Annotated in this window: 14 protein-coding genes and 1 pseudogene; 3 read left to right on the top strand and 12 right to left on the bottom strand. The window is 69.9% G+C overall.

The window, feature by feature from the left end; translation table 11 throughout:
- The first annotated feature begins 296 nt into the window (after positions 1–296).
- Complete coding sequence (gene hrpA / locus ACFWF3_RS02480; protein WP_379312152.1) at positions 297–4,511, top strand: ATP-dependent RNA helicase HrpA; 4,215 nt, start codon at positions 297–299, stop codon at positions 4,509–4,511.
- Between the two features lie 34 nt (positions 4,512–4,545).
- Here hrpA and nrdR read toward each other — a convergent pair whose 3' ends face one another.
- From nrdR to ACFWF3_RS02465, 3 genes are all read right to left on the bottom strand, one after another.
- The gene (gene nrdR, locus ACFWF3_RS02475; protein WP_378626625.1) at positions 4,546–5,010 is read right to left on the bottom strand and encodes a transcriptional regulator NrdR; all 465 of its coding nucleotides are present in this window, start codon (positions 5,008–5,010) and stop codon (positions 4,546–4,548) included.
- A 57-nt stretch (positions 5,011–5,067) separates the two neighbouring features.
- Positions 5,068–6,294 (bottom strand): hypothetical protein, encoded by a 1,227-nt coding sequence (locus ACFWF3_RS02470; RefSeq protein ID WP_379312151.1) that lies wholly within the window; start codon positions 6,292–6,294, stop codon positions 5,068–5,070.
- 161 nt (positions 6,295–6,455) lie between these two features.
- Entirely contained in the window at positions 6,456–7,166 is a 711-nt protein-coding gene (locus ACFWF3_RS02465; protein ID WP_379312150.1) for a hypothetical protein, read from the bottom strand.
- Positions 7,167–7,472: 306 nt separating this feature from the next.
- Here ACFWF3_RS02465 and lexA point away from each other — a divergent pair, with 306 nt between their 5' ends.
- Positions 7,473–8,111 (top strand): transcriptional repressor LexA, encoded by a 639-nt coding sequence (lexA, locus tag ACFWF3_RS02460; protein WP_379312155.1) that lies wholly within the window; start codon positions 7,473–7,475, stop codon positions 8,109–8,111.
- Here lexA and ACFWF3_RS02455 read toward each other — a convergent pair.
- The 7 genes from ACFWF3_RS02455 to ACFWF3_RS02425 form a co-directional block, all read right to left on the bottom strand.
- The gene (locus tag ACFWF3_RS02455; protein ID WP_379312149.1) at positions 8,108–8,854 is read right to left on the bottom strand and encodes a pirin family protein; all 747 of its coding nucleotides are present in this window, start codon (positions 8,852–8,854) and stop codon (positions 8,108–8,110) included. The genes lexA and ACFWF3_RS02455 overlap by 4 nt on opposite strands.
- Positions 8,855–8,982: 128 nt before the next feature.
- Positions 8,983–9,846 (bottom strand): lysophospholipid acyltransferase family protein, encoded by an 864-nt coding sequence (locus ACFWF3_RS02450; RefSeq protein ID WP_379312148.1) that lies wholly within the window; start codon positions 9,844–9,846, stop codon positions 8,983–8,985.
- A gap of 127 nt (positions 9,847–9,973) precedes the next feature.
- Positions 9,974–11,407, bottom strand: a complete 1,434-nt coding sequence (hflX, locus tag ACFWF3_RS02445) for a GTPase HflX (RefSeq protein WP_379312154.1) — start codon at positions 11,405–11,407, stop codon at positions 9,974–9,976.
- 172 nt (positions 11,408–11,579) lie between these two features.
- Positions 11,580–12,461, bottom strand: a complete 882-nt coding sequence (dapF, locus tag ACFWF3_RS02440) for a diaminopimelate epimerase (protein ID WP_379312153.1) — start codon at positions 12,459–12,461, stop codon at positions 11,580–11,582.
- Positions 12,462–12,505: 44 nt separating this feature from the next.
- Positions 12,506–13,342, bottom strand: a complete 837-nt coding sequence (locus ACFWF3_RS02435; protein WP_379312147.1) for a TrmH family RNA methyltransferase — start codon at positions 13,340–13,342, stop codon at positions 12,506–12,508.
- Positions 13,339–14,277, bottom strand: coding sequence for a tRNA (adenosine(37)-N6)-dimethylallyltransferase MiaA (gene miaA, locus ACFWF3_RS02430; protein WP_379312146.1), 939 nt, complete (start codon positions 14,275–14,277; stop codon positions 13,339–13,341). The genes ACFWF3_RS02435 and miaA overlap by 4 nt, the downstream gene beginning before the upstream one ends.
- On the bottom strand, positions 14,274–15,047 hold the full coding sequence (locus ACFWF3_RS02425) for a hypothetical protein (RefSeq protein ID WP_379312145.1): 774 nt from the start codon (positions 15,045–15,047) through the stop codon (positions 14,274–14,276). The genes miaA and ACFWF3_RS02425 overlap by 4 nt, the downstream gene beginning before the upstream one ends.
- A gap of 263 nt (positions 15,048–15,310) precedes the next feature.
- Between ACFWF3_RS02425 and ACFWF3_RS02420 the strand changes: the two genes are divergently transcribed.
- A complete protein-coding gene (locus ACFWF3_RS02420; RefSeq protein ID WP_378988544.1) occupies positions 15,311–16,690 on the top strand; it encodes a DUF349 domain-containing protein in 1,380 nt (459 codons plus the stop codon).
- Between the two features lie 57 nt (positions 16,691–16,747).
- On the opposite strand, the gene ACFWF3_RS02415 is transcribed toward ACFWF3_RS02420, so the two are convergent.
- Both ACFWF3_RS02415 and ACFWF3_RS02410 read right to left on the bottom strand, forming a co-directional pair.
- Positions 16,748–17,347, bottom strand: coding sequence for a hypothetical protein (locus ACFWF3_RS02415; protein ID WP_379312144.1), 600 nt, complete (start codon positions 17,345–17,347; stop codon positions 16,748–16,750).
- 89 nt (positions 17,348–17,436) lie between these two features.
- A pseudogene (locus ACFWF3_RS02410) lies at positions 17,437–18,092 on the bottom strand (tRNA (N6-isopentenyl adenosine(37)-C2)-methylthiotransferase MiaB); the annotation flags it as partial.

Raw genomic sequence — 18,092 nt, 5'->3', positions numbered from 1 at the left:
GGCCCTGATCCACCACGCCGTTCGCACCGAAACGCTCATGCTGTGCCCCTTTCGCATGGTCGGGCGGCCCGCCTGGCGACCCGAGGTGCCCGCTGACCGCTCATGCCCGGATCCTCGCATGACGGACCCCCGCTGACCGGGAGTTCGTGTGCGCACGGTCATCGCGTCGCGCGGTGCCGACCGGACGCGCGGACGGTGACGGGCGGGTGCCGTGGTGTGTCGTTGGTCTCCGCGACGGCGCGAGCGGGCGACGCGCGGGAAAACCGGTGGCGGGCTTCGCTAGGCTGGTAGGCGCAATGACCAGGACAGCTAGCACCGGAACCCGCGCGCTGCGCACCCGCCTGGCGGAGGTCTCGCTGCGCGATGAACATCGGCTCCGGCGCAAGCTCGACCGTGCGCGCCCCGACGACCTGCCCGCCGTCGAGGCCGAGATCGCCACCGCCGAGACCCGCGTGGCCAATCGCCGCGCGGCGCTTCCGCAGATCACCTACCCCGAACAACTGCCGGTTTCCGCGCGCCGCGACGACATCGCCGCCGCCATCGCCGCCAACCAGGTTGTGATCGTGGCCGGTGAGACGGGCTCGGGCAAGACCACCCAGATCCCGAAGATCTGCCTCGAACTCGGTCGCGGAATCCGCGGCACCATCGGTCACACCCAGCCGCGCAGGCTCGCCGCGCGCACCGTGGCCGAACGCATCGCCGAGGAACTGGGCACCGAACTCGGCGACGTCGTCGGCTATACCGTCCGCTTCACCGATCAGGCCTCGGATCGCACGCTGGTCAAACTCATGACCGACGGCATCCTGCTCGCCGAGATCCAGCGCGACCGGATGCTGCGCCGCTACGACACGATCATCATCGACGAGGCCCACGAACGCAGCCTCAATATCGACTTCCTGCTCGGGTATCTGAAGCAGCTGCTGCCGCAGCGGCCCGATCTCAAGGTGATCATCACCTCGGCGACGATCGATCCCGACCTGTTCGCCCGCCATTTCGCCGACGCGCACGGCACACCCGCGCCGATCGTGGAAGTGTCGGGCAGGTCGTATCCGGTGGAGTTGCGGTACCGGCCGCTGTCGCTGGAACTGCCCGGCTCCGACGACGACGAGGACACCCGGGTCGTCGACCGCGACCCCACCGACGCCATCGCCGACGGGGTCGTGGAACTGTTCGCCGAGGGCGACGGTGATGTGCTGGTGTTCCTGTCGGGCGAACGCGAGATCCGCGACACCGCAGACGCTCTGCGCGACCTGAAACTCCCCCGCACCGAGATCGTGCCGCTGTACGCGCGCCTGTCGGCCGCCGAGCAGCACAAGGTGTTCGCCCCGCACACCGGTCGCCGGGTGGTGCTGGCCACCAATGTCGCCGAGACCTCGCTGACCGTGCCCGGAATCCGCTACGTGATCGACCCCGGCACCGCGCGCATCTCGCGCTATTCGATGCGGACGAAGGTGCAGCGCCTGCCGATCGAAGAGGTCTCGCAGGCCTCGGCGCGGCAGCGATCGGGTCGCTGTGGGCGCGTGGCGGACGGCATCTGTATCCGGCTGTATTCCGAGGACGATTTCGAGGCCCGGCCCGCGTTCACCGAGCCGGAGATCCTGCGCACCAACCTCGCCGCGGTCATCCTGCAGATGACGGCGCTGGGGCTGGGCGATATCGAGAGTTTCCCGTTCGTGGAGGCCCCCGACCGCCGGGCCATCCGCGACGGTATCGCCCTGCTCGAAGAACTGGGCGCGCTGGCGCACGGCAGCACGAAATCTGTTGACGGCGAAACTGATTCGGGTAAGCATCTGACACTCACGCCGATCGGGCGGGAGATGGCGCAGCTGCCGGTGGATCCGCGGATGGCGCGCATGCTCGTCGAGGCCCAGCGCAACGGGTGCCTCGACGAGGTGCTGATCATCGTCGCGGCGCTGTCGATCCAGGATGTGCGCGAACGACCCGTCGAGCACCAGCAGGCGGCCGACACCCAGCACGCGCGCTTCGTCGTCGAGGGCTCGGACTTCCTGGCCTACCTGCGGCTGTGGGACTACCTCACCGAGCAGCGCAAATCGCTGTCGTCCAACCAGTTCCGGCGGATGTGCCGCGACGAGTTCCTGCACTACCTGCGTATCAGGGAGTGGCAGGACCTGCACGGCCAGTTGCGCACCATCGCCCGCGGGATGGGCTGGAACGACGCGGGCACGAGCCGAGGACCGACGGACTCCCGCACCACAGCCGGCGGTGCCGACGGCTCTGGCAATCGCGGGCGCCGTGGCCGCGGACGCGGGAACAGCCAACGCGCGGTGGCAGAGCCGAGTGCCGGTGCGGCCGAAACGAACGCCACCGCCGGTCGGGCCGATACCAAGGGCACCGACTCGCGACAGGCAGGTGGACGGTCTCGACGCGGCGGTGACACAGCCACGCGTGGGCAGCAATCCGGTGGCGGGTCCTCGGATTCGGCCGACGACGCGATGCCGTGGCCCAGCGCACAGATCCACCAGTCGCTGCTGGCGGGCATGCTCTCGCACATCGGCGTGCGCGAGGCGGAATCGCGCGAGTTCCTCGGTGCCCGCAATGCGAAGTTCATGATCTTCCCCGGGTCGTCGCTGGCCAAGAAGGCGCCGCGCTGGGTGATGGCGGCCGAAGTGGTGGAGACCTCGCGGCTGTGGGGACGGATCGCGGCGAAGGTGGAGCCGGAGTGGGCCGAACGGCTCGCCGGTGATCTGGTGAAACGTACCTACTCCGAACCGCATTGGTCGGCCAAGCGCGGATCGGCGCGTGCCTACGAGCGCGCGACACTGTACGGCGTGCCGTTGGTGACCGGACGTCCCGTCGACTTCGGGCGCATCGACCCGGAACTGTCGCGCGAACTGTTCCTGCGCCATGCCCTGGTGCAGGGCGAATGGCAGACACGGCACGGGTTCTTCGCCCGCAATCGCGCCCTGATCGACGATGTGGCCGACCTCGAACATCGGGCACGGCGCCGCGACCTCCTCGTCGACGACGAAGTGCTGTTCGAGTTCTACGACAAGCGCGTCCCCGCCGATGTCGTGTCGGTGCGCCATTTCGACAGCTGGTGGCGCAAGGCCGAGCGCGATGACCCCGCACTGCTGGACTTCTCGACCGACACCGTGGTCAATGCCGGTGTCGCCACCCTGGACCCGACCGATTTCCCCGACGCCTGGCGCCAGGGTGAACTCAGCTTCCCGCTCACCTACCAGTTCGAGCCGGGCCAGGACGACGACGGCGTCACCGCGCGGATCCCGGTGGAACAACTCGCGCACGTGCGGGCGGTCGGCTTCGACTGGCTGGTGCCCGGTATGCGTGAGGAGCTGGCCGCCGCGTTCATCAAAACGCTGCCGAAAACGTTGCGGCGCGCGGTCGTTCCCGCGCCGGACTTCGCGTCGGCGGCCCTGCGCGGGCTGACACCGCGCGCCGAACCGCTGCGCACCGGGCTCGCACGGGAACTGTCCCGGCTGGGTGCGGTCACCATCACCACCGACGACCTCTCCCCCACCGCACTGCCCGATCACCTGCGGATGACCTTCGCCGCGGTCGATCTGAGCGGCAAGGTACTGGCAAAGAACAAGAGCCTGCAACAGCTCAAAGCGACACTGGCCGATCAGGTTTCGGCGTCGGTCGCGCGGGCGACCGCCGGTGCCGAGCGCGCGCCCGCGACAGTGTGGACCTCGGAGTCGCTCGGTTCGGTCGCGCCGACCGTGAGCCGCGAAGTCGCCGGCCAGACCGTGACCGGGTACCCGGCACTGGTGCCCGAGGGCGAGGGCGTCGCGGTGCGTGTCCTGAGCTCGCCCGGCGAACAGGCGGCCGCGATGCGAGCGGGCGTACGCACCCTGCTGCTCGCCGCGATCCCCACCTCGACGCGGGCGGTCACCGCCGGGCTGCCCGCCCGCGATCGGCTGGCGCTGAGCCAGAACCCCGACGGTTCCCTGGACAAGCTGGTCGAGGACTGCCGGATCGCCGCCGCCGACGAACTGATCGCCAAGGCAGGCGGCCCGGTGCGCTCGCCGGAGGAGTTCGACAAACTGGTGGCCGCCGTCCGTCCGCAACTGTCCACGGCGGTCGTCGCGCTGATCCGTACTGTCGTGCCCGTCCTGGCCGCCGCCCAGCAGGCGCGTGCCGCGCTGGCCGACACCCTCGAAGCCGATATCGCCGGCGACGTGCGTCAGCAGCTCGACGACCTCCTGTTCCCCGGCTTCGTCGCCGAGTGGGGCCGGGTGCGGCTGCGCGAACTCCCGCGCTACCTCCTCGCGGCGGCCCAGCGCCTGGAATCACTGCCGGGTTCGGCGGTGCGCGACCGGCAGGCGATGGTCGAGGTGGATCGGATGCTCGCCGCCTACGACAAGCTCGTCGCCGCGCTGCCCCCGGCGCGCAAGAACGCGCGCGACGTCACCGAGATCTGGTGGATGATCGAGGAACTGCGAGTCAGCCTGTTCGCCCAGAAGCTGGGTACGCCGTATCCGGTGTCGGCCAAACGCATCGAGAAGGCGATCACCTCGATCCGGCGCTGAGACATGCGCTGTCGAGGCGGCGCCGGGGCGTGGATCAGTCGGTCGCGGCGACCGCGCGCGCAGCACGCATCTCGGTGATCTCGCGTTCGAAATCGGCTGCGCTGGTGAAGGATCGGTACACCGAGGCGAAACGCAGGTAGGCCACCTCGTCGAGGTCGCGCAGGGGGCCGAGGATGGCGAGGCCGACCTCGTGGCTCGGCACTTCGGGAGATCCCTTGGCGCGCACCGCGTCTTCGACCTGCTGGGCGAGCAGGTTCAGGGCGTCGTCGTCGACTTCACGGCCCTGGCAGGCCCGGCGCACACCGACGATCACCTTCTCGCGGCTGAACGGCTCGGTCACGCCACTGCGCTTGACCACCGACAGGATCGCGGTCTCGACGGTGGTGAATCGGCGCGCACAGCTCGGGCAGGAACGACGGCGGCGGATCGCGGTGCCCTCCTCGACTTCCCGCGAGTCGACGACGCGCGAGTCGGGGTGTCGGCAATACGGGCAATGCATCCGAGGGTTCCTTCGTCGATGCGCATTTCTATTCCATGGCTCTTGACAGGATACCGGTCAGGATGGCACAACCTGCCACTGCGTGGCCAGGTCCGCGATGATGTCGGGTAGCCGGGCGAGCATCCGGCCCCGGTCGAGCTTGACGGTGAACGGTTCGCGATACACCGTCACCGCGCGTGCCGCGTCGGTCGCGAGGTCGAGATGACGCGGCAGCAGGTCGGCGGCGATGTAGTCCCAGCGGGTCTCCCGGTCGGCCCAGTTGAACGCGGGCAGTGGCGTCCGCAGACCCAGCGGCCGCCCCGCGGCGATCGGCGACCACACCGTGACCGGGGCGTACACGCCGGGGGCGCGGGTGCCGGGGACGGCGGGCTTGCCCGCGACCGTGGTGACGTAGGTGAGCACCCGACCCATCCCGGCACGACCGCGTGCGGTCACATCCCACTGGTCGGCGATGATCTGGTTCTGTTCCCGATCGGCCATCGCGACCAGCGCGTCGCCGCGACCCGCTTCGGTGCCGCCGTCGATCCCGGCCCAGGCCGTCCGCATGCCGTCGTCGAGCAGGCCGGCCGCGGACATCTCCTCGATGCCCGCCATCCCGTCGGCGAGATAGGCCTCGTGCATCGGGACCAGGTCGATGAAGATGTGCTTCTGCATGATCATCAGCCGGGTCTGATACCAGGCCAGGTCGGCGGCGGTCAGCCGAGGGCCGAGGGCCGCCAGACCGCTGATATCGGCCGGGACGCCGGCGAGCAGTTCCGGCGGGGTGGCACGCAACAGGTCGGCGACAGCGTTGCCGAGTTCGTGGATTCCGCCCACGGACACACCGGCGGCGACGTCACCGACGTCGAAGAAGCCGGCGGCGAAGGACGCGCCCGCGATGCCCGCCATGCCCGCCCAGTAGAGATCGGAGCGGGTGGCGGCGAGGCGGAAGTAGTTCACGTACACCTGGCTGAAGGTGGCGGAATTGGCCGCGACGCCACGCTCGGGCGCCCAGGCTTCGAGGTCGATCGCGGCATTGTCGGTGGCGACGACGAGCCAGTACTGGTGCAGCAGCGTCGCGTACCGCGCGGGGTCGATGCCGTCGTCGCGCGCCTGGGTGAGTGCGTCCCGCAGGGGTTGCTGCGCCGAGGGCAGCGCCGGGTGCAGCCCGCCACCGTATTCGCCCACACCGTTGAGCGCGGGGAGATCGAGGTACTCGGTGTAGCCGGGAGCCGCGTGCGCGGCGGGTGCCAGTAGGGCACCGAGCACCACACCGAGCAGTAGAGCGATCGAGCAGCGGCGCACCGAGACCTCGCATCCGGGTTCGACCGGGGCCCCCGCCCCGATTCAGGATGCTCGTCACCGTAGCAACGTGTTCTAGTTTCAGGGTGTGATTCGTCGATACAGATGATCTCGCACACTGCCGGAACCCGCGCTGAAAATGCTTCCGCGCAGCGATTTTCGACTCATCGCCCCGGCTCGAACCCCGCTCCGGACCCGAACCCGGCCTGCTCCGAAATTCCGGGCGTCGTCGAGTCGACGTGGTCGGCGAAACTACCCGCGCGCACGTGGGCGAGCCCGAGAAAGACGACGACGATCAGCGCGGTCACCAGCGCCGTCACGGCGAGCGCGGCGAACCCGGCCTTGGCCTGCTCGACTCGACGCAGCGGGTGGACGCCCCGCGCGCGGCCGGTACGCACGGGACCGCGGGCATAGAGCGCGAGATCGCAGTGCGGCGCGCGGTGCCGCGGGCCGCGATCCGCCGTCGGCGGGCGAACGATCTCACGGGAACGGCGCGCCGGTGCGCTGCGGGGCACGGTGGCGAAGGCGAGATCGAGTTCGGCGTCGGTGAGGTCGATCCGCCGGGGGACGCGGACGATGTCGGCGGCTTCGGTCGCGGGCAGGCCGTTCGCGGGTGGGCTCAACTCGCCGGAGCGGACGATACTGCGTGCCACGCTCGCGGACGCGGTCGCGACCGGGCGAGGCGAGGCGGGGCTTGCGATGGGCGCGGTCGACGATGCTTCGACGGCCTGGCGTTCGATGCCCGTCGAGCGTGACATCGCCGATCGAACCACGGCGAAAGGGCGTGGGGTGCGGGCGGACCGGCGGCGGCGGAGCACGGGCTCCGGGGCGGCGGTGGGGTCTGTGGAACGCAGGGCGCTGGTTGCTGTACTCATCGGAAGAACCTCCGGGGTGGTGTGCTCCGCTGCTGCGAGAAAGTACCGGTGAGGCGGCAATGCCTCCCGCCATTCGAACACCTGTGCGACGAACTGATGTTCGATTTCTACCAGATCCCCGCGCCGCTGTCAGCACGAAACGCCCGACATGCTCGAACAGATGTTTGATAGTTCGGCGTGGCACGACTAGCCTCGAGATGGCGAATTCGACAACTGGAAGGGCGGGACACGGTGACCCACACAGACGACACGGGTGACGAAAGCGGCACCGGCACCGTCACATCGGGATCCGGGACGGATCTCACCGTGCGTCAACGCACGGTCCTCGATGTCATCCGCTCCTCGGTGACCGAACGGGGCTACCCGCCCAGCATCCGTGAGATCGGCGACGCGGTCGGCCTCACCTCCACCTCCTCGGTGGCTCATCAACTGCGCGCCCTCGAACGCAAGGGCTACCTCCGTCGCGACCCGAACCGGCCGCGCGCGGTGAATGTCCGCGGACTCGACGAGGCGGTTCGCTCGGTCACCACGCTGTCCCAGCAGACCGACGAGGTCGACCCGAGCCGCCCGACTCCGACCTTCGTCCCGGTCCTCGGCCGGATCGCCGCCGGTGGCCCGATCCTGGCCGAGCAGGCCGTGGAAGATGTGTTCCCGCTGCCGCGCGAACTCGTCGGCGAGGGATCACTGTTCCTGCTCAAGGTCGTCGGCCAGTCGATGGTCGACGCGGCCATCTGCGACGGTGACTTCGTGGTGGTACGTCAGCAGAACGTCGCCGAAGGTGGCGACATCGTCGCGGCGATGATCGACGGCGAGGCCACGGTGAAGACCTTCAAACGCAGCGGTAAGGACGTGTGGCTGATGCCGCACAACCCGCACTTCGAGCCGATCCCCGGCAACGACGCGCAAATCCTGGGCAAGGTCGTCACCGTCATCCGCAAGGTCTAGCGGCGCGCGGTCGCGGTCATCTCCCAGATCAGCAGCTCGGCGGCGGTCACCGCGGTGACGCGGTGGCCGCCGGTCGCTGTCAGGCGGACGGCGTCGCCCTGCTCCAGGGTGCCGTAGCCCTCGTAGTCGGCGGTGCCACGAGCGAGGAAGACGTGACCGTAGGGCGCATCGGGGACGGTGATCGCCTGGCCGGGGTCCAGCCGCGCGACGTGGAAGGCAGCGTGGCGGTTACCGATCCCGATTGCCGCCTCGCCGCGATGGCGCGCCATACCGGACGCCACCGGCACCAGCGCGTTGCGGGCGAGGTCACCCTCGATATCGAGTTCCTGGTAGCTCGGGGCGACGCCCGTCGCGTCCGGCGGGATCCACATCTGCACGACGTGCAGCCGCTCCGTCTCCCGGTAGCCCGCCCCGTTGCGCTCCGAATGCAGGATGCCCGCGCCCGCGCTCATCCGCTGCGCGAGGCCGGGACGGATCACCCCCGAGTGTCCGGCCGAATCCTGATGCACCACGGTGCCTTCCAGCACCCAGGTGAGGATCTCGGTGTCGCGGTGCTGATGGGTGTCGAAGCCCTCGCCCGGGTCGACGATGTCCTCGTTGTGTACGAGCAGCAGCCCGTGCGCGGAGTCCTCGAGCACGAAGTTGCCGGCGACCGGGAACGACTGGCGCGAGTCGAGCCATTCGTTGCGCCAGCGCCTGCGGTCGGCGCCGGGCACGACCTGGACCTGTTCCGTCACGATCATCGTCACCCTCTCGTTATCCGGACCCTAGTCCGTATAACTGGGGTAACGAGATCGGCGCCGCGGGCATTCCGCACCCGCACGAGCGCGTCTGCCCTGCGGCGCCGGTCCAGCCGATCAGGCGGTTGCGGTCACCAGGGCAGCGCGTTGCGCAGGCGGCCGACCAGCGTGCGCCCGCTGTCGCGGTCGCGCTCGTTGAACAGGAACTGCAGTTCTTCCTCGAGGCCCTTGCGCACCACATCACGCAGATCGGCGGACGCACCGTCGATGTCGTCGGCGTCCATCCACGGTGTGGGGTCGATCGGCGCACCCGCCGAGAAGTAGAACCGTTCCGGGCGGGGCAGCGGCGTCGGGCCGACTCCCTTGACCAGCGGCGGGCTCAACTCGGGATTGATCCCGAGCAGGCGGCAGGTCCAGCGCAGCGGCGACATCACCGGGTGCTGACCGTCGACGACGATGTCGTAGGCATCGTCGATGCCGATCATCGCCAGCGGCACGATCGGCACCCCCGCCTGGATCGCCATCCGCGCGAACCCGGTGCGGCCCTCCCACTTCAGCTCGTACTTCTCGCCGCTGCGGCGGATCGCCTCCCGGCCACCGCCGGGGAACACCACCACCGCCTCCCCGCGCTCGAGCAGCGCCAGGCAGTTCGAGCGGGTACCGCGCACCGCACCGAAATGATGCAGGAAATCCCGCACGCCGGGCACCATCAGCACATGCTCGGCCAGACCGCGCACCAGCCTGCCGCGCTGGCGCAGGATCTCCGGCATGATCAGCGGTGCGTCGATCCCGCCGAGCAGATTGTGGTTGGCCACGATCAGCACCGGCCCTTCGGCCGGAATATTGTCCAGACCGTAGAACTTCGGGCTGGTCCACGCCCGCAGCGGCGCGAGCACCGCTTCGAACGCGCGGATGTCCCATTCACTCGGCGCCGGGTTCAGCGGCGCCCCATCCGAGAGAACAGGGTCGCCCACCGCAACCCTGTTCTCCGTCACATTTTCCGTACCTTGATGGTCGTTCGACATAACACCCTCCTGCTGTCGATATTCGACCATAGCGTTCGAAAATCCCTGTGTCGCATCGACATTTGTCCGCAACCGGCGGGCAAATCAGCGAAAAAGATCAGCTGAGCACCGGTTCCGCGGGACCGGAGTGCGCGTACTCGGACAGGGCGGCGGCCAACGCGTGCGGCACGCGCGCGCGAACCCGGGTACCGCCCTCCTCGTGCTCGGCGGTGACGATCCGGCCGTCCGCGTGGATGCGGGCGAGCAGGTCGCCACGGCTGTAGGGCAGCAACACACTGATGTCGACATCGAGTCCGCCGAGCACCTCCGAGAGCCGCTCACGCAACTCCTCCACGCCCGCGCCGGTCTGCGCGGAGACGAACGCCGCCTGCGGCAACATGCCGCGCAACCGGGTGAGCTCGTTGGGGTCGGCGGCGTCGATCTTGTTGACCACCAGCAGTTCCGGCGGCGCCGGCGTGCCCTGCTCCCTGATCACATCGGTGATCACCTCGCGGACCGCCTTGATCTGTTCGAGCGGCAGCGGGTCGGCGCCGTCGACGACGTGCAGCAGCAGATCGGCGCCGGTGACCTCTTCCAGGGTCGAGCGGAAGGCCTCGACCAGCTGGGTCGGCAGGTGGCGGACGAAGCCGACGGTGTCGGTGAACACCATCTCGCGGCCGTCGTCGAGCGCGGCCCGGCGGGTGGTCGGGTCCAGGGTGGCGAACAGCGCGTTCTGCACGAGCAGGCCTGCGCCGGTGAGCGCGTTCATCAGGCTGGACTTGCCCGCGTTGGTGTAGCCGACGATCGCGATCGAGGGCACTCCGCTCTCGGTGCGGCGCGCGCGCATGGTGTCACGGGCGGTCTTCATCTCCCGGATCTCGCGGCGCAGTTTGGCCATCCGTTCGCGGATCCGGCGACGATCGGTTTCGATCTTCGTCTCACCGGGACCGCGGGTGCCGACGCCACCGCCGGCGCCGCCCGCCCGGCCACCGGCCTGACGAGACATCGACTCACCCCAGCCGCGCAGGCGCGGCAGCATGTACTCCATCTGCGCCAGCGCGACCTGCGCCTTACCCTCGCGAGAGGTGGCGTGCTGGGCGAAGATGTCGAGGATCAGCGCGGTCCGGTCGATGACCTTCACCTTGACGACCTTCTCCAGCGCGGTGAGCTGCGCGGGCGTGAGTTCACCGTCGCAGATCACCGTGTCGGCACCGGTGTCGAGAACGACCGTGCGCAGCTCTTCGGCCTTGCCGGAGCCGATGTAGGTGGCCGGGTCGGGCTTGTCGCGGCGCTGGATCAGCGCCTCGAGGACCTCCGAGCCCGCGGTCTCGGCGAGCGCGGCCAGTTCGACCATGCTCCCCTCGGCCTGGGCCGAACTGCCGCTGGTCCAGACACCGACCAGCACCACGCGCTCGAGGCGCAGCTGGCGGTACTCGACCTCGGTGATGTCGGTGAGCTCGGTGGACAACCCGGCGACGCGTCGCAGCGACGAGCGCTCGTCGAGCTGCATCTCGCCGACGGTCGGATCGGCCGCCCAACCGGGCTGTTTCATGCGGGCCGCGTGGCGGGCCAGCGCATCATCGACGTCACCGCGATCGGCGGCGACATCGGGATCGGCCGCGGTGGTGTGCTCGGCCGATGTGGATTCTGTGGGTTCTACTGGTTTCGTCATACGTTCTCTATGCTGCCACGTCCGGGTGACAGCGTGCACGCGGTTATCGGTGCTACTGCGCGTCCCACCAGGACTGCGACAGCGTTCCCGAGGCCAGCAGGACCGAGGGACCGCGCAACCAGGCACGTCCGTCGGCGATCCCGACACGCACCTGCCCGCCCGGCACACGCACGGTGACCTCGCCGGATTCGGTGCCGATCGATACACCGGCGGCGGTCAGCGCGGCAGCGGCGGCGGCCACGGTGCCGGTGCCACAGGAACGGGTTTCGCCGACGCCGCGTTCGTACACGCGCATGTCGACGCTGTTGTCCCCGTCGAGCGCGGTGAGGATCTCGACGTTCACCCCGTGCGGGAACAGGTCGGGGTCGAAGCCGGGGGAAACGCTCAGGTCGAGTTTGGCGAGCGCGTCGACGGTCAGACTGTCGTCGACGCAGGCCAGATGCGGATTGCCGACATCGATGCCGATTCCGGCCAGGGCCCAGCCCGCCAGGGTCGCGGTGGACGGGCCGAGTTCGCGGACGACGCCCATGTCCACCGTCACCTCACCGTCGGTCCGACCGGCGGCGTGCACCACGACCGGACGGGCGCCCGCACGACTGCCGACGACGTATTCGGTGCGCTGTTCGAGCCCGGTGGCACCGAGGTAGTGCGCGAAGACCCGCACGCCGTTGCCGCACATCTCGGCGATCGACCCGTCACCGTTGCGGTAGTCCATGAACCAGTCCTCGGCGCCGACGCCCTCCGGCAGCGCTTCCAGCACACCGGCGGCGAGCAACGCACCGGCCTTCGCCACGCGCAACACGCCGTCGGCGCCGAGGCCACGCTGCCGGTCGCACAGTGCGGCGACGCGGTCGGCCGTCAGGTCGAGGCGCACCTCGAGGTCGGGCAGCACCACGAAGTCGTTCTGGGTGCCGTGGCCCTTGCTGAATTCGATGTCGGACACGTCGGCCATTCTCCTCTGCGCCGTCGACGGTTTCACTACCGGGCGAAGGTACGCCGCTGCCGGGCGATCTCGTAGAGGCTGATCGCCCCCGCCGACGGCGCGCCGAGCGAACTGGCGGTGCCGCCCATCGGGATGGTGACCAGGTCGTCGCACGCGTCGGCCCAGGCCGAGCTCATACCGGTGGTCTCGTTGCCGACGACCAGGATCGTCGCCTCGGTGAAATCGTGGTCGTAGATGGTGCCCGGCGCGTGTTCATCGGTGCCGACGATGCGGGTGGGGATGCCACGCGCCGCCTGGCGGTCGCGGAATTCGAGCACCTGACCGGGGCCCGCCGCGCGCAGCACCGGCACGGCGAACAGCGAGCCGGTCGAGGCGCGCACGGCCTGCGGGTCGAACTGGTCGGCGCCGTGGCCGGTGACGATCACCCCGGAAGCGCCGAAGGCATCGGCCGAGCGGATCAAGGTGCCGAGGTTGCCGGGCGAGTTCGGGCGATCGAACACGACGACCACCGGGGCGTCCTCCCCCGGCTCACCGGGTGCGTAGCCGGCCAGATCGCGGTGTCGCGACACCGCGACCGCCACGATCTCCGGTGCGCTCGCCGCCTTCTCTCCCAGATCGGCCATGAGCTCGGGCACGAGGCCCACCTGCGGCACGTCGGCGGTGTCGAGGATCTCGCGCGCCCAGCTCGACAGTTCGGGGCCACCGAGCCGGTAGAGCAGGGTTTCCAGCGGCCAGTCATTGGCCAGGGCCTGCGTGATCGGGCGCACGCCTTGCACGAGGAACCGGCCGTCACGATGACGTTTTGTCCGGTTGTTGAGGTATGCCTGCCACACCTGCACCGAGGCGTTGCGGGTACTCACTCGTCGCGTCACTGCGCTGTCCGTCCTGTCGGGTCGGTATTCGCTTCGGAGAGCAGGGCCAGCGCGGTCGCGGCGAGCTCGGGATCGGCACCGTCGACCCAGGAGACCCTGGGGTCACGGCGGAACCACGACCGCTGCCGTCGCACGTAGCGGCGGGTGCCGATCAAGGTGCGTTCGCGGGCGTGGCCGAGATCGTATTCGTCGTCGAGGTAGGCCAGCACCTGGGCGTAGCCGATCGCGCGGCGGGCGGTCTGGCCTTCGCGCAGGCCCCGGTCGATCAGTCCGCGGACCTCGTCGACCAGACCGTGTTCGAACATCAGGGCGGTGCGGGTCTCGATGCGGGCATCGAGGGCGGCGGTCTCCCGGTCGACGCCGAGAATCGCGGTGTTCCAGCGCGGGGCGCCGATGGTCGGGGCCGAGGCGGCGAACGGGCGACCGGTCAGCTCGACCACTTCGAGCGCGCGCACCATGCGCCGCCCGTCGGTGGGCAGAATGGTCGCCGCGGCGACCGGGTCGGCCTCGCGCAGCGCCGCGTGCAGCGCCTGCACCCCGCCCTCCTCCAGGAGCGCTTCCCAGCGGGCGCGGACCTCGGGATCGGTGGCCGGGAAATCCCACTCGTCGAGCAGCGCCTGCACGTACATCATCGAACCGCCGACGATGACCGGGGTCTTCGCGCGCGCCATGATGTCCTCGACGACGGCGCGGGCCGCGCTCTGGTAGGCGGCGACGGTCGCGGTCGCGGTGACGTCGAGCACGTCGAGCAGGTGGTGCGGGATACCGCGTCGCTGGTCGGGCGGCAGTTTCGCGGTGCCGACATCCATCCCGCGATAGAGCTGCATCGCGTCGATGTTGACGATCTCGCCGCCGAGTTCGGTGGCGAGATCGAGGGCGAGGTCGGATTTCCCGGTGGCGGTGGGGCCGACGACCGCGATCGGTCTGCTCGTCACTCGTCGATCCCTTCCCGTCCACCCGGTTGCCACACGCTCACGTCGTAGCCGACGCCATAGGGTGCGCCCTGGTACAGGGTACGGACCCGCGGATCGGCCGAATCGGCGGCGAACAGACCGCCGAGTACCTGGTAGGCGGCGCGTCCGTCGACGAGCAGCGCCGCGCACAGGTCCGGCTCGAGCGCGGACAAGCCTGCCCGCGAACCCGTGCGCAGCGCCGCGTCGAGGTCGTGCTGAACAGCGGTGGCCCGCTCGTCGAGATAGCCGGGCGCCTTGACCGTCAACGTCGCGGCACCGTCCGCGACGACGAGCACCGCGCACGGGTCCTGCTCGCTGTCCAGTTCGGCGCGCAGCGCGGCGCCCGCCGCGGCGCAATCGATGGCAGGCGTGCCCGCGGCGAACAGCCGGGCCCGCACCGAGATCCGGGGCGCGACCTGCTCCCGCAACCATCCGGCGACCAGTACCGGAAGGGGAAGCTGAGCGTCTGCTGGACCGGGGTCCTCGCCCGCCGGGCCGAGCCCGACGACGACGTCGGCGCCGAACCCACGGAAGGTCCCCCGGGTCGCCGAACCGTAGGCCAGGTCATGGCTACCGACTCCGACGACGACCCACCGGTCGGCGGCCTCGGCGAGGGCCGCGGCGGCGTCGAGGGCGGCCGCGCGCAGCACCACGGTCGGATCGTCGGGATCGCTGCCGGACACCGGGACTCGCCCACACAGTTCGGGCACCAGCATCGGCGGCGACGGGACCAGGGCCGCTATCGAGAACACGCGGTAACCGTAGCCGCAGCGCGCACCGGGGCCCACATCCGGCGCGGCGCGGGCGCGCGGCGGTCTGCGAGTGTCCGGCGTAGGGATGCCCGCCGAGATTGCTAGTGTTTTCAGGTGCGACTACCCACGTCGTCCGGGACGAAATCCCAGGAAATCCGCTATTCGATCCTCCGGATCGATGGTTTCCGCGGCTCGAACCGGGTTCAATGGGATGTGCTAGGGCGTAACCAGGCAGCCGTGACGCGCGGCAGGGACGGAGAGCAATGACCGACAGCAACGGAACCGCGAAGCCCACCCCAGGTCCGGCCCCGCGACCGTCCGGTACCCCCAAGCCCGGCGGGAATGCTCCGCGTCCGCCGAAACCCCATGCCGTGAAACCGGCGCCGGGCCCCGATCAACCGCATCCGCACGCCGTGATCGTGCCCAGTGCCACCGACCCGGGCAAGTGGGGCCGCGTCGACGAAGACGGCACCGCCTGGGTGCGGACCGCGGATGGCGAACGGATCGTCGGCTCCTGGCAGGCGGGCGACGTCGCCGAGGGCTTGGCGCACTTCGGCCGCCGCTTCGACGATCTGGCGACCGAGGTCGCGCTGCTCGAGGCCAGGCTGGCCGCGGGGGCCGATGCCCGCAAGACCAAGGCGGCCGCGCTGGCACTGGCCGAGACGCTGCCGACGGCGGCCGTCATCGGCGATATCGACGGCCTCGCCGCGCGGCTACAGGTCATCACCGAACACTCCGAGGAAGCCGCCGCGCACGCCAAGGAGGAGAAGGACCGCGCCCGCCACGAGCACACCGAGCGCAAGGAAGCTCTCGCCGCCGAGGCCGAGCAGATCGCCGCCGAATCCACCCAGTGGAAGGCCGCGGGCGACCGGCTGCGCGAGATCCTCGACGAGTGGAAGTCGATCCGCGGGGTCGACCGCAAGGTCGACGACGCGCTGTGGAAGCGCTATTCCAAGGCCCGTGAGGCGTTCAACCGCCGGCGCGGCGCCCACTTCGCCGACCTCGACCGCGAACGCGCCACCGCCAAGACGCGCAAGGAAGAGCTGTGCGTGCGCGCCGAGGAGCTGGCCGACTCCACCGACTGGACCGGCACCGCCGCGGTGTTCCGCGACCTGCTCACCGAGTGGAAGGCCGCGGGCCGGGCACCGCGCGAGGCCGACGAGTCGCTGTGGCGACGGTTCAAGAGCGCCCAGGATGTGTTCTTCGCCGCCCGCAACGCGGCGGTCAGCGAGCGCGACGCCGAGTTCGATCACAACGCCGCCGCCAAGCTGGAACTGCTGGCCGCTTACGAGCACATCGACCCGGCCAACGGCGTGGACGCCGCCCGCAACGCGCTGCGCGAGCTGCAGGACAAGTGGGACGCCATCGGCAAGGTCCCCCGCGAGCGCATGCAGGAACTCGAAGCCAAGCTGCGCGCCATCGAGAAGCGGGTTCGCGACGCGGCCGATCAGCAGTGGCGTCGTTCCGATCCCGAGGCCGTCGCGCGAGCCGCGCAGTTCCGTGAGCGGGTCGCCCAGTTCGAGGAGCAGGCCGCCAAGGCCACCGCGGCGGGCAAGAAGCGCGATGCGGAGAAGGCGCTCGAGCAGGCACAGCAGTGGCGCGAATGGGCCGAAGCCGCAGAGGGCGCAGTCAGCAATCTGTGAGCAGCACAGAAAGAAACCCCCGGCCGATTCGGTCGGGGGTTTTCTTGTCTGGCAGGACTATTCGCCGCTGAGTCGCTTGCGGTCGCGATCCTCGGCTTCGCGGGCCGCGGTGCGACGCTGTTCCTCCGCGGCGAGTTGCACGGCGGTGCGGCTCCACACCACACGAACCCAGTGGAAGGTGAGCACCATGATCGCGAGAGTGCCCAGGATGAGGCCGATCCCCGGACCCGCGCCCTGGTAGTTGCCCAGGCCCGGGGTCTGGCGGTGCCAGATCGAGAGCACACCGAACACCGAGCCCACGGCCGACCCCGCGCAGGCGATCCAGGCCAGGACCCAGCGACGGGTGGTCAGCGCCAGCAGCGAGAAGCCGACGCCGAAGACGATGACCAGCCACACGAAGATCCGCGACGGCAGGCCGATGTGTTCGACTCCCGCCGCGTCGGTGTCGAGCAGCACGTCGAAGCCGCGCGCCGTACCGGCGGTCGGCAGGACCAGCGAGATCAGCAGCGCGAAGACCGCGCCCGCCACCACCAGCGCTCGCGCGCCTGGGTCGATCTCACCGGCGATGCGGCGCTCGACCGCGTCGAGTTCACCGCGGAATTGTTCGAAATCCTCGTCGTTGCGCGCCGGGTTCACCGCGTGTCCGCTCCTGTCCACAGGCTGGTCGTTGGCGGGTCCCACTGTGCCATCACCGGACGCGCCGTTCGCATCCGACCCACTACGACCGGTAGTAGATTCGTCGTCGCTCACGACGAGCACCCCGTCGAACAGCCGCTCTCGACCGTCTCGATGATCGGTGCGCCGATCCGGGGCAACCCGAGACCGACACCGATCGGCGCCGTTTTGGGCGTGATGCCGCGTTCGTGCGCGTCACCGGCGGCGGTACGCCGATGTGACTTCACTGCGCTGTCGGCGATGAGATGGTGCGGCGCCGCCTCGGTGATGTCGACGGTGACGATGTCGCCCGGCCGGATGCCGGTCACGTCGCCGGGCCGGAAGTGCACCAGCCTGCCGTCGCGCGCACGACCGCTCATCCGCGCGGTCACCGCGTTCTTCTTGCCCGCGCCCTCGGCGACGAGCAGTTCCACCTCGGTGCCGATGAGCGCCTGGTTGTTCTCCCAGGAGACCTGGTCCTGCAAGGCGATCAGGCGTTCGAAGCGTTCCTGCACGACCTGCTTGGGCAGCTGATCGGGCAGGTCGGCGGCCGGAGTTCCGGGACGCTTGGAGTACTGGAAGGTGTAGGCGCTGGTGAAGCGGGCGCGCCGGACCACGTCGAGGGTCTCGAGGAAGTCCTCCTCGGTCTCGCCGGGGAAGCCCACGATGATGTCGGTGGTGATCGCGGCGTCCGGCATCGCCTCCCGCACCTTGCGGATGATGCCCAGGAAGCGCTCCTGCCGGTAGG

The sequence above is a fragment of the Nocardia sp. NPDC060220 genome, from assembly GCF_042727815.1.
Taxonomy (GTDB): domain Bacteria; phylum Actinomycetota; class Actinomycetes; order Mycobacteriales; family Mycobacteriaceae; genus Nocardia.
This window is presented reverse-complemented; position numbering and strand designations above follow the sequence as displayed.